A 13,099-nucleotide genomic window follows, 5' to 3' on the forward strand; every position below is an offset into this window, starting at 1 on the left:
GAGTCGATCTGGACCGACCGCTACGGCCGGGTAAAGGTGAAGTTTCACTGGGACCGTCTGGCGAAGGGCGACGACACCAGCTCCTGCTGGGTGCGCGTCTCCAGCGCCTGGGCGGGTCAGGGGTTCGGCGGGGTGCAGATCCCGCGTGTTAACGACGAGGTGGTGGTGGACTTTATTAATGGCGATCCGGACCGTCCGCTGATCATCGGCCGCGTGTACAACGAGGCGAGCATGCCGCCGTGGGCGCTGCCGGCGGCGGCGACGCAGATGGGCTTTTTAAGCCGGTCAAAGGACGGCACGGCGGATACGGCGAACGCGCTGAGGTTTGAGGATAAGGCGGGTGAGGAACAGGTCTGGCTGCATGCCGAGAAGAACATGGACACTGAGGTTGAGAACAATGAAACCCACAGCGTCGGCAGCAACCGGACTAAAACCATCGGCGGCAATGAAACAACCGAGGTGAAGAAAAATCGTACAGAAACGGTTGATCAAAATGAAACCATTACCGTTCATCAGAATCGTACTGAAACGGTGGATGGTAATGAAACCATCACTGTACACAGTAATCGCACTGAAACAGTCGATCAGAATGAGAAAGTGCGTATTGGTCAGAATCAGTCGGTAACGATTAATGGCAACCAGACACTGAAAGTGGATAGGGCGAAAGCTGAAACCATTGCACTGGCTTCAATGCTCAATGTCGGTCTGGCTCAGAACACCAATATTGGCGCGGCATACATGCTAAACGTTGGTGGCGGCTGGATGACCAATGTCGGCGGAATGCAGGCACACCATGTCGGCATGAAATATTCGCTCAATACCGGACGGGATATGGCATTGACTGCCGGGACTACTGCGGAGTTCAGTGCTGAAGACAAAATCACCCTGGTATGTGGCGAATCGATGATTGTGCTTGAGCATAATGGCACCATCACCATCAGCGCGAACAAGATCAAGCTGGTCGGTGAGAAGGTGATTGATATCGACGGAACACAGATAGACATCAACTGATTATGGAAAATTTTGCTAACCATAGCGCTTTTCCAGCGCTGCTGTTTGAGTCGCTTGACCAACATGATCATGGCTTTAACGTCCTGGTGGCTCGCGTCAGTTACGATCTTGATATCATCACCGGTAAGCTGACCTTGTGTGAAGATCAGGGCGAACTCTTCGAGCAGGATTACTATTACGATGAACCGGGTACCAGCAGTGTGCGTTTTGAAAGCGACCTTGCGCCTTATAAACCCAGACTGGATGTGGTGATCAATGGCACTGCGTGGGCACCCGAAGATAAGCCCGTGCGGCATCTCACTGTAGGCGCTCGAATCGGTGATTTCACCCGTCTGCTAAATGTTTATGGCCCGCGCGAGTGGCGAAAAATGGTTGCCACCTGGCAGCTCACTAACGGGAAGCCTGTTACGCATGTTGATTTACGCTATGAATTTGCTCAGGGAGGCTTTTACCGACTGGAAAAAGGTGAGGAACTGGCATCATCTTTTAATAGTGTTGGCATAGGTTGGTTACCGGCTAAGGCTCAGAAAGAGCTAAAACTTCAGCATCTTCCGGCACCCCAGTTTGAACTACTGCCCAACCCTGTTAAGAATATTGAAGATGAAAATCTGCCTGCCGGTTTTGGTTTCTATGGTAGAGGCTGGCATCCTCGTATTACGTTTGCCGGTACCTATGATGAAGCATGGAAACAGCATCGGCATCCGTTTCTGCCCGCTGATTTTAAGTTTGACTACTGGTGTGGCGCGCATCCCTGGATGCAATTCCCCTTGCCCAAACCTATGACAAGCATTCCCGTCACACTCAAAAATCTGATATCGCATCAGGAAAAGAGTGGGCAGCAGCTCGATTTTTCTGTACCGGTTGAAACACTTTTTGCTTTTGTTACCACGCAGCAGGGCGCCGGGTTGACGTATGATTTGCAACTCGACACGCTGGTTATCGATCTACCCACGCGCAAAGTGCATTGCAGCTATCGCGTGGTATTTTCTGAACAACTGGAACCCGCAATGACCGAGTTACGCTTTATCGCTATGGATGAGCGGAAAGTGATGGTACAACGTGCGCAGCAACAGCTTACCGACAGTCAGGCTGACAGTTTTATCCCCCTACCACCTTCGCTCTTGGCTCTTATCAACAAGGAGCAACGCCATGGCTGATAACTATGCCGCACGTAAAGACGGCGTATATAAAGTTGTCGGTTTAGCACCGGATCTCTGTTTTACCCCCGGTATTCAGCCACCGGTTCCTTATCCGGTAACGGCTACGCTGGCGCCTTCAAAAAGCACTGTCGATAGCGTGAAATTTAATGGTCATCCGGCGTTTGTTTATAAATCAAGCTACGTCCCTACCACTATTGGTGATGCAGCAGGGCGCAATAAAGGTGTGGTGAGTGGAACGGTTGAGGGTGACTGCTGGTCAATAGAGCACAGCCCGGACACCTATATTGGTGGTTATCCCTTAAACCGTGTGCAGGATCTTTTTGCCATGAATGGCAAAGCGCTTGGCGGACGTGGTGGAAACCTGACAAAAAAAGAGACGTGGGAAAGGCGTAAGGCTCTGATAGAAAAAGGGAAGAAAAGTAAGGACCCTAAAGTGGTGCAGGCGGCTTTGCGGCTTGAGCAGAATAATACTGGCATGGAAAAGGCGAGGTTAGCGGACTATGTTTATGAGCCCCGCGATCCCACCAGACCTATGCCTGAAATACCTGAAGGCTGGAAAGATATCAGTGACGACCCTGAGGCGCTGGCAAAATATAACCTTACGCCAAAATCACTAAGAATCGCTAAAGACCCGGGTTTCCGTGCAAGGGTATATGAGCCCGACGAAGCTTTTTTTGGAAAAGATATGTCTGCATCCGTCGTATTTAGAGGTACGCGAATGACGGAAACCGCTGACTGGAAAAACAATGTTCAGCAGGGCATGGGTGTAGACTCAAATTATTACAAACAGGCTGTTTCAATAGGCACATCGGTTCGACGCTCCACAGCGCCAATTGATATGACAGGACATTCTCTGGGAGGCGGAATGGCTTCATCAGCTTCACGGGCAAGCGGAAAAACGGGCTGGACATTCAACTCTGCTGGATTGAAATCATCAACCGTTAAAAAGTACAGCGGCGAAGTACCTGTCACTGAAACGGCAGAAAATATCTCTGCTTATCGTGTCAAAGGTGAAATTCTTACTATGATACAGGAGCCTGGATTCTGGGCAGGGGCTGCAGTGATAGGTGGACTAGGACTTACTGGACTGAAAACTCTGGGGCCATGGGGTGCAGTTGCATTTAGTGCGTTAGGAGTGGCGTTGGTAGCGTCTCCTTCTGCAGTTGGCAACAAGCATCCTATGGATGGCGGAGAGGGAAGCGCAATTGATATGCATGGGATGGACCAGGTAAAACACTGTATTGAACTGGAGAAAGATAATGACGAGAAGTTGTTATCTTCAATTTAAGGAGAAAAAATGGTTAAGTCTCTTATAAAAAAAGTAGCCCGCTATGGTGGTCTGATATTTTTAATTTCGATTTCAGGATGTAATGCAATGAGTAAATATCCTCCAGAACAATTTTTCCATGGTACACAATTGAGCCTTGCCCAGGCTATCGCCAGTGAGAATATCGCTGATGTCAGGAAGCTAACCCCTGACACCTCTCTTAATAAGCCAGGTAAGCAGGACATGACATTGCTCTATTTTGCTTTACAGCAAGCAAAAAATAGAAAAAGCCAGCAATTAGAAATCATCAGTCAGCTTGTCAAAGCCGGTGCCGACCCTCTTCAGGATGTGCCTGATATGGGCAGTGTCGCTGAATTAGTCGCCACATCGCCGCACCCGGAGTTTATGGCTGCGTTAATTGATGGTGGCATGGACGTGAATGTTAAAGTCCAGGGGCAACCCTTGCTGCATGATGCCGCTTCAGATGGTACCTTAAAAACTCTGGCTCTGATGGTAAATCGCGGCGCAAATGTTAATGCGACAGACTCGCTGGGAAAATCAACAGTTATGGCTGCGTTGGATGGAATGCAGTTAGATACCGTCGAGTGGTTACTGAATCACGGAGCCAATCCTAATGCGGTTGAAAAAAACACCGGATGGTCATTTATGCGTCAACTTGACGATGTGATCAAACGCAATAATGGTGAGAAAGGTTCTACACAGGACAAGTTAATGGAAATTCATAAGCTTGCTAAACAAAAAGGTGGACGTGCTTAATTTTGATTCCTGCTGATGAAGTTATGGCTGCTTTCGTCAGTGAAAAGACAAGGATGTCATAATGGCTTTAAGGAAAAATCAATAGATTTATTATTATTCAATATCAGTATGCCAGATTGCTTAAATATAATAAATCAGTTGCCACTGAGGATGATGCCATTTGTTTTAACTGTGATTGGTTTATTTTCTTGATTGGAAAAGAATGTTATAAGATTATTCCATGGGCCAGAAGGTTGAGCTGGCATAAGCGATGCTAAAGCCAACATAAGAGAATCTTGTTTAGTTCTGTTAGATAACAAATTAGATTGGCTTAAAAGCAGCGTATAGAAATACTTTTCTATTTTATTGAATGTAGATTGTGAAGGCAGATACAAAAGCTAAGGAGTGGTTTTTATTTTTAGTGCGGGTTCTGATCGCAATTGAAAGGTTATGCAATATTTTTGGTAACGTGATGAACTAAATATTCGCTCCCCAGTATGTAAGGGTCTACTTATCAGGGTCTTGCCAGAAATGTAGTGGGATAGTTGTATATGGTTGATAAGGCATGATGCCGCTCCACGTATTAAAAATGAAAATGCTGAGGGGTTTAATATTATTCTGAATAAAATTATTAAGCGCCAGGATATGAGGTTTTTTTAAAGTATGGGTCAGATGATTTATTTTCAGGAGTTAGAAAATAACATTGATATAAAAGCAACTCGCCGGAGGTGAATTTTGGGTTTTATAAGGAAAGTAATCTTATTGCCGTTAATATTTTCTTTGTTAACTTTACAGGCTTGTGATGATATGAAGAAAATCCATCCGGAGGATTACTTTTCAGGAAGCCAGTTACAACTGGCACAGGCAATTGAAGATGGCAATGTTGATGAGGTGGAAAAATTATCAACTCAAACTGATCTTAATAAACCTGGCGAGAAGGATTTGACCCTTTTGTATTATGCCCTCAGTGAAGCTTCAAATAAGGACGTTAACAGACTCAATGTAATGAGTGTTCTGGTAAAGCATGGCGCCGATCCTGTTCAATACGTTGCCGATATGGGTTCTGTGGCAAGTAACACAGCGGGATATTCAGATCCTGCTTTTGTCAAAGCATTAATCAAAGGAGGGATGGATAAAAACGCGAAATTTGACAGCACGCCGATAATATTTTATGCAACTAATGAAAAAGCCTTCCCTACTCTAAAGTATTTTGTTGAAATAGGTGCTGATGTCAATGCGAAAGATAGCTTAGGACAAACAGCAATTTTTGAGGGGATGTATGGTCGACAATATGATCAGGTTGAATACCTTCTTCATCATGATGCGCATGCAAATGTTACTGATGTGAATAATGTAACTTTTAATCAACTGTTGGATAAAATTATTAGTAATACAAATAAAGATAATACAAAGGCCCTTAATAAGCTAGAAGATATAAGAAAATTAACGCAAAAAAATTAATAGATGTTTGGGCTAAATTGAAAATCATCATCTTATGAATGCTTGAATTTTCGATTAATGTAGACTGAGATGAACCTGTCATAGTTATACTCAGTGACAGGTTCAGATTGCATAAAGGCCTGCTTATGCAGGTTTTTTCGTGATTTAACAGATGTTCAGAAGTGCTGGCTGGGGTGTCAGAAATATAGTGATAATAAACCTTAACTGCATCACTTTCTGGCGTGATAGCGAGACGGTCCAGTACTGGTATGATTGCTCGTACCTAAATGATGGGGCATGATGATTACTACTCTGACATTGCAATTATTATATGCCTGATTTTAAGTATATGTTCTGGCCTCACTAATTTATTCTGCAACTAAACCCTTTTTGACAAGATTTGACTGCTTCATCTTTTTTCACCTCAATTCATAAATGATTAAACGGTATCAGGTGAAACTATTCACCTGAACTGCATGGCATGCCTCAGATCTTATTCCTGAGTAAACAAGTTTAATAAATAATTCCTTCTTTAACCTGTACAGTTTCGCACGGAGCTCCAATGGCAACCGGAAATACGATTGGTAAATTACAATATGCGCCTGCGCCACAAGGCCATGTGGCGGCGGGCAGTGCCAACCCGCCGAAAAAGAAAAGCTGGTGGAGCAGTTATGGCGACTGGGTGCATACCGGTCTGGACGTGTTAGGCGCAGTTCCTGTTGTCGGCGCGGTAGCTGACGGCGCGAACGCCGCGATTTACACCGCAGAAGGGGATTATGGTAACGCTGCACTTTCAGCCGCTTCGGCGGCAGCTAACTTTGTACCCGGTGGCGGGGCGGCGTTTAAAGCCGGTAAGCTGGCAGCAAAAGCGGGTAAAGCGGTAGAAGCCGCAAAAGTGGGCAAAGGCATTGCAAAAGAAGGGGCTGAACTGGCTGAAAAAGCAGCCGTCAAAGCTGAAACGACCGCTGCTAAAGCCGAAGCTAAAGCCGCTAAAAAAGAAGCTGATGAAGTTATCAGCGCTAAAAAAGCGGGCAGCGAAAAGGGAGGCAGTGACAAAGGGCATGCGCAGAAAAAGACTGAGCCGTGCAAAATTCCGGCAAGGCCTCTGCCGCAGGTGGATATGGCGATTGGTAGTCCGGTTAACCCTGTACTGGGTATCAAACTGCTGTTCGGCCCTGAAGATAATGATTTCTCTTTCCCGGCATCAGTTCCCCTTAACTGGCAGCGCTACTATTTTTCTGATGAAATCGGCAATGGCTGGCTGGGACAGGGCTGGTCACTGCCCATTTCACAGGAAGTACGTAAGAAAGCGGGTCTGCTGGTCTTAATGGATGAACAGGGTCGCGAAATTGAGTTCCCCTATCCGGAAGCGGGCCGCCAGCCTCAGCTTCATCGCTATGAGCAACTCTACCTCTCGCAGCCGCAGCCTGAGGAATTTTGTATTTCGGCCGCGGATGAAAGCCAGCACTGGCACTTTACACATAAAGCTGAATCTGACCGCTGGCTGTTGTCTGCCATCAGCGATCGTCATGGCAACCGGCTGACGCTCCGTTATGATATCCGGCATCTGCCGGTGCAGATTGAAGATAGCGCTGGTCGTCGATTTAATATCAACTTCTCTCAGTTTGAATCGGACACGGGGAGTGCTTTTTTCCGTATCACCAGCGTCAGCGTCTGTTATCCGTCTGATCCTCTGAATGCCGAAATTCTGTGTCGCTACGATTATTCACCTCAGGGTGACCTGATTGCCGTGCGTAATGAGCTCAACGAGGTGCTGCGTGAATTCCTTTACCGTAACCATATTATGGTGGCGCATCGTCGTGCGGGCGAAATGGAGTGTTTTTATCATTACGATAAATATTTCCCTGAAGGAAAGGTACTGGCACATCGCGACAGCCTCGGCGGGGAATGGCGTTTTGAATATGGCAGCCAGACTACAACGGTCACTGATGCACTGGGACGCGTGACACGCTATGACTTTGACGACAATAAGGAACTGATTGGCTATCAGGATGCGATGGAAGGGCATATTCGTATTAGACGTAATGCCCGCGGTCAGATGACACAAGTCACCGACCAGAGCGGCCGATTTACACGCTACCGCTATGATGAACGCGGCAACTGTACGGCCATCATTGAGCCAGATGGTCAGACTACACGTTTTGATTATCATGAACGCTGGAACACGCCGGTTCGTGTGACCAACATGCTGGGCGGCTCGCGTGAATTTATCTACGACACAGCAGGAAACTTAATCCGTTTTTCGGATGAGATAGGACGCATTACAGAATACAACCATGATGACCGTGGCAATCTGGTCAGGGTGCGTGATGCTGCGGCGGGCGTACAAACGTTATGCTGGAACCAGGCCAACTTTCTGATCAGTCATACCGATTGCTCAGGGCGCACAGCGACATTTGACTATGACAAATATGGCTGGATGAAGCAGCAGACGGATGCCGCAGGCAACCAGACGCTGTTTTATAACCGATGGAATGGCCTGCCCCAGCGTATTGTGCATGCCGATGGTGGAACGGAAAGCTTTGAGTTTGACCGCTGGAGACGTCTGATTGCCTGGCAGGATCCTCAGGGGCAGGTTACGCGCTGGACGCTGGCTGCTGATGGCTTGCCGCTATCACGCACTGATGCACTCGGCCACAGTATTGGCTATGAATACGATCTGGCCCGTCGCCTGACCGCACTGATTAATGAGAACGGTGCACGATATACATTCCGCTACGACGCCCGGGATAACCAGGTCGAGGAGCGCGGGTTTGATGGTTGCAAAACGCGTTATGAATATGATGACAGTGGCTGGCTGCTGATTCGTATTGAAGAAGGCGATGGCAGCGGGCAGGTAATCCACTCGCACTATCAACGGGATCCCGCCGGGCGATTGCTGGAAAAGCTGGTGTCGCGCGGTGGAGATGCCACATGGCAACGTACCCGCTATCGTTACGATGCGCTGGGACGCCTCACGGCCGGTGTCAATCACGGCGGACGCTCTGAACTCGAATGGGATGATGCCGGACAGTTGCTTACTGAACGGACGCTGGTTCGGGGTCACCGTTATGAACTGCGCCACAGCTATGACGAGCTGGGTAACCGGACGCACACCATCTTACCGGATGGGCGGGAACTGAAGCAGCTCTACTACGGCAGCGGGCATCGGGTGCAGGTCAACTTGGGTAACCGTATTATCAGTGAAAGCGAACGTGACGTTATGCACCGTGAAGTGCGCCGTACCCAGGGTGCAATCACAAGTGAATATCTTCACGACGAAATGGGACGGCTGATAAGCCAGCGTGCGGGCCGTGGCGCGCAGTCAGCGGTGGCACGCGAGTATGTCTGGCGGCGCGATGGCCAGCAGACGCAGATGACGGATAAATACACAGGCGATTATCGCTACGAATATGACGCGCTGGGACGGATGACGCGGGCGCGTGATGAGCATTTCGCCTTTGACCCGGCGCACAATCTGCTGAGTGAAACTCAGACGCAGCCATTACAGGATAACCGGCTCAGGGTTTATGAAGATAAACGCTGGACCTATGACGGCTTTGGTAATGTGACGCGCAAACAGAGCGGCCGCCACACAGACCAGCAGTTTATCTGGAACGCTGAACATCAGCTGACCGAATCGATGAGCACCCGCCACGGGACTGAGCAGCGAACCACTTACGGCTATGATGCATTTGGACGTCGAAGCTGGAAACGCGATGCTTTTGGTATCACGCGCTTCATCTGGGAAGGCAATCGCCTGCTGAGTGAGGTGAGAGGCTCGCGCCAGCACCTCTGGATTTACGAGGATGACAGCTTTGCTCCGCTGGCGCAGATCAGTCTGCAGCAGGGCGAGACGGAGCATGAAGCGCAGGTTAACTGGTATCATAACGACGTGTCAGGTCTGCCACGAGAGCTGACTGGTGCTGATGGCAGTGTGGTCTGGCGTGCCGTCTATCGTGCCTGGGGCAATACGCTGCGTATAGAGCAGGCAGCCGGAGAGAATGCAGAGCCGGTTTATCAGCCGCTGCGCTATCAGGGTCAGTATTTCGATGCGGAAACAGGTTTGCACTATAACCGCTTTCGCTATTATGATCCGGATGCGGGCAGGTTTGTGAGCCAGGATCCAATAGGGCTTGCCGGTGGGGTTAACCTTTATCAGTATGCGCCGAATCCGCTGAGTTTTGTGGATCCGCTGGGGCTGAGTAAATGTTCTTTAGTTAAAGCTAAAAGCAGAAGTGATGCTTTGAAACGGGCTAAGGAGCACGCTCAGGTTCCAAGGGTGTCTAGGGGGGGACGCAATATTAGTATTGATGAACTTAACCCTACGAGCCGGGGTAGAACTTGGGCGGGAATGAAATCTGACGGAGGGAAATCACTGGGAAGAGAAAATCGGTATGGCAAAAATAAATGGTTTGAGCATCCAGACGGACATCCTGATGCTGGGCAGCCTGGTGTGCCAAAACATCATGAGTCAGGTCATATACATTCAGTAAATCCTAAAGGTGAAGAGGTAATATTTACATGGTAGCTAACGAAAGATTAATAAAAATTCCCATTCCTAATTTTAACGAAATTATTGAAATCAAAAAAGACTCGGAAGCTTTTTGTTTATGCTACCAATTTAATGTTGATGACTACGGGTATGGTCCATATGGTTTTGATACGGATAAAGCTAAAGATTTACTCAAGGTTCTATTTTCTGAAATATATTACTATGACAATCAGGTTAAAGGGTTGGTAAAAAAAACAGTACTCGACTCTGAAGGTCTGTACTTTTTTAAACGTTGGGAGAAGTTAAAATCTGACTTGGATAGTTATAAGTTGACGATTAAGAAAAATGAAATTTTAGCTAGGAAAGGTCTTGCTGTAGAGGTCTTGAATGAAAAGCCTGAGTTGTATGACGTTTATGAGAATGATAAGTTATCATCCCGGGTGCTAAATGAGTTGAGCCGGCAGGGATGCGAATTTTTTATTGTCAATAACTACATGCCGCAAGGCGGGAAATGCCTTATTTTCACAGATTCATCTTGCTTGGATAAGGTAAAGTCAATCGCTAAAGATCTTGAAATACAATTCGACTCATTTCCTTCTATAGATTCGTTGAAAGCATGGTAATTTATTATGAATGATGGTTGCAATGTTGTGTGTGTGTGCGAGCTTTTATATTCCATTCTAAATATATTGAAAGATGCTTAAGTAGAAAGTTGTTAGCATTTAGGTTTGTAGCTTATCAGTAATGCGTTGGCGTTTTCATGATAATTTTAGCTCGGGATCGCCTCGTTCAAGCGGGAGCATGTGGGGCATAAGTGCGCATCAGAGTTAGTACTAAAACTGTGCCGCAACTGATTGGCTTAATGTAAGAAAAGGAATGTATGTTAGGATTGGGCCAAGTTCTCTAATAGAGAGGTTAAAGATATTAAGGTTGTGACGTGATATATTTTAAGTGAATTAAAAATTTATTTCCTCTCACCAAAATATGCCTATTAAGAGAGTTAATGCTATGGTTTTTTATATTAAGCTAACATAGGGTAGATTGTTTGGTTAGGTCCTGTATTTAAATGCAGAGTAAGTTAGGTGAAATTGCATAATCATCAACTGTAATTTCTCAATATGAGATGAATTGTTCACAGTAGATTCGCACATCCATTATGTTATTATGAACAACAAACTCCGAATTGTTTAATGTGGCCAAGAGATATTATTTTTTATTAATAGTTAGCTCGTAGAATGTTATTTATTTCGAACCTTCGATATTTATTTGGTTGTTATAGCAGTGTTAGGGATAAAGTTTCAATCTTAAATATGTTATAATTTTTCCTTGAGTGAATTTTTTCTTAATAATTTTGTCTAATTGGTGCTGTTGCTCATGTGTATTTTTAGATATTGATTGGTGTTTTTTATTATTTATTTTTTAATAATAATTAAACTCCACGCTCATTAAAATGATTTCATATAAATATTTTAAGTTGATTGAATGCTTCAAATATATAAAGTGCGAAATTAAATCTGTTTTTAATTTTATCTTTTTATACTAATTGTAATTCCGCAAACACCGGTTCCGGACAGCAATAATTTCACCCTCTCCGCGATGCGTTTTTTCACTGAAGAAAATGAAGAAAGTGGGCAGCGCTTGAGCAGTTTTAAACAGAGTCTGCGTCTGAACAATCAAAGAAAGCATAGGCTATGAAACTGCTGGCGCGCACGACACCGGAAGGCCAGATGTGCTATCGCTACAGCGGTGAGGGCCAGCTGGGTAAAATGTCGAGTTACTGAATTAACATGTAATCTACTTAATATTCGCACGCATTGCCGCACAGCTGTCAGCGCACGGTCTGCTGTTTCATACGCCAGATGACACCGAGGTGCTGTCGCGCTCTGCTGGGCAAGCCGATAACGTTTACGCTGCCTACCGATGGCCTGATGAACGCACTGAGCTCGCGCTACCTTACCAACAAAAATCACCCGGATAGCGGTGCGCAGCCAGGAGCTGAGCGGCACACAACATGCGGTCTATTAACTGACGGCCGAGCTTGACCTGTGACCGATGAAACGTGATCGCTATCATTAGCGCCCCTAAAACGAGCCTGATTGGTAATTGATTTTTAAAACGGATGGCAACAGCATGGAAATTGTAGCATTTTTATTTTTTTTATTTGTAACAGTCTATTTTATCTGGAGCAGTAAGATGTCCTATGGAAAAAAAACGCTGGCTGGTATAGGGAAAGCTTTTGCTGGTGTTTTTATCGCCATTATTGCTATTGGGTTCGTGCTTAAAGGACTGGCAGCGATAATCCCGGGTTTTACCAGGGACGCCGCAGGAGACTTAATGGAGGCGTTAGGTGCGTCACTATTTTTTATATGGGGTATGAGGTTTATACTTGTTGGATTGTGCAATTTGTTTGGCACTATTATGGATTTTCATAAGAAATATAATGCTGGTAATTACAGGAGGTTTTCACCGGCTATCAATAAACTGGCACCAGGGCTGTTCGTTTTTTCAAAGGTCATTCTTTCTCTTGGATCTATAGTGATTTATTACGGTATCTGGCTGTCTAATTAAATTAAGAAGGGAAGCAGGCTGTGAATATTGACAAGGACTATGCTTTTCCTTTACGCCGGGCTTTTCCAGGGAAGTGATCTAACAGCGCTTCCGAAAATGCCTTTATACCTAGACCAGATAAGAAATCCTGCATTACCGTTGCGCTGCCAGTCAGCCTCAAGCCAGCGGAACTGAAGCCAGTTGCCTTCGCTGATATCGGTTTAACCCAAATCTGACGCTAATTAACCACGGATGACTCACCCTGCCTGGCAGTTTGGGCCGCGTATAAGGCTGCCAGTGTGAGATAAATATGTCTGACTGGCTGTTTAAAAAGCCTGCTATGACAGGCTAAAAGTCTTGCAACACCATGGGAACTAAACCGGGACGGTGCGCTGCCTGTGTAGAGTTAAAAATGGTAGGTGA

General features: G+C 46.2%; 8 protein-coding genes and 1 pseudogene. All 9 read left to right on the forward strand.

From position 1 onward, the window contains the following. Positions 1-1,011: type VI secretion system Vgr family protein (locus Q7C21_RS21880; protein ID WP_375151085.1), on the forward strand; the 1,011-nt coding region annotated here is incomplete at its 5' end. Between the two features lie 2 nt (positions 1,012-1,013). Then, a complete protein-coding gene (locus Q7C21_RS21885) occupies positions 1,014-2,168 on the forward strand; it encodes a DUF2169 domain-containing protein (protein WP_375151086.1) in 1,155 nt (384 codons plus the stop codon). Next, positions 2,161-3,459: a PAAR-like domain-containing protein gene (locus Q7C21_RS21890; protein WP_375151087.1), complete on the forward strand. Its 1,299-nt coding sequence runs from the start codon at positions 2,161-2,163 to the stop codon at positions 3,457-3,459. Before Q7C21_RS21885 ends, Q7C21_RS21890 begins: the two co-directional genes overlap by 8 nt. A 9-nt stretch (positions 3,460-3,468) precedes the next feature. Further along, positions 3,469-4,215 (forward strand): ankyrin repeat domain-containing protein, encoded by a 747-nt coding sequence (locus Q7C21_RS21895; protein WP_003852272.1) that lies wholly within the window; start codon positions 3,469-3,471, stop codon positions 4,213-4,215. 786 nt (positions 4,216-5,001) lie between these two features. Then, positions 5,002-5,655: an ankyrin repeat domain-containing protein gene (locus tag Q7C21_RS21900; protein WP_375151088.1), complete on the forward strand. Its 654-nt coding sequence runs from the start codon at positions 5,002-5,004 to the stop codon at positions 5,653-5,655. Positions 5,656-6,196: 541 nt separating this feature from the next. Continuing rightward, entirely contained in the window at positions 6,197-10,165 is a 3,969-nt protein-coding gene (locus Q7C21_RS21905) for an RHS repeat-associated core domain-containing protein (RefSeq protein WP_375151089.1), read from the forward strand. After that, positions 10,159-10,752, forward strand: coding sequence for a hypothetical protein (locus tag Q7C21_RS21910; protein WP_375151090.1), 594 nt, complete (start codon positions 10,159-10,161; stop codon positions 10,750-10,752). Before Q7C21_RS21905 ends, Q7C21_RS21910 begins: the two co-directional genes overlap by 7 nt. Before the next feature lie 1,178 nt (positions 10,753-11,930). Next, positions 11,931-12,151 (forward strand): annotated as a pseudogene (locus tag Q7C21_RS21915) (type VI secretion system tip protein VgrG); the annotation flags it as partial. Between the two features lie 108 nt (positions 12,152-12,259). Next, positions 12,260-12,697 (forward strand): hypothetical protein, encoded by a 438-nt coding sequence (locus Q7C21_RS21920; protein WP_375151091.1) that lies wholly within the window; start codon positions 12,260-12,262, stop codon positions 12,695-12,697. The last annotated feature ends 402 nt before the right edge of the window (positions 12,698-13,099 follow it).

It is taken from the genome of Pantoea sp. ANP04 (assembly GCF_041982285.1).
Taxonomy (GTDB): domain Bacteria; phylum Pseudomonadota; class Gammaproteobacteria; order Enterobacterales; family Enterobacteriaceae; genus Pantoea; species Pantoea eucalypti.

Coding starts and splice junctions, on each gene's coding strand:
- Q7C21_RS21885 (WP_375151086.1), top strand. CDS start 1,014: ATGGAAAATTTTGCTAACCATAGCGCTTTTCCAGCGCTGCTGTTTGAG.
- Q7C21_RS21890 (WP_375151087.1), top strand. CDS start 2,161: ATGGCTGATAACTATGCCGCACGTAAAGACGGCGTATATAAAGTTGTC.
- Q7C21_RS21895 (WP_003852272.1), top strand. CDS start 3,469: ATGGTTAAGTCTCTTATAAAAAAAGTAGCCCGCTATGGTGGTCTGATA.
- Q7C21_RS21900 (WP_375151088.1), top strand. CDS start 5,002: ATGAAGAAAATCCATCCGGAGGATTACTTTTCAGGAAGCCAGTTACAA.
- Q7C21_RS21905 (WP_375151089.1), top strand. CDS start 6,197: ATGGCAACCGGAAATACGATTGGTAAATTACAATATGCGCCTGCGCCA.
- Q7C21_RS21910 (WP_375151090.1), top strand. CDS start 10,159: ATGGTAGCTAACGAAAGATTAATAAAAATTCCCATTCCTAATTTTAAC.
- Q7C21_RS21920 (WP_375151091.1), top strand. CDS start 12,260: ATGGAAATTGTAGCATTTTTATTTTTTTTATTTGTAACAGTCTATTTT.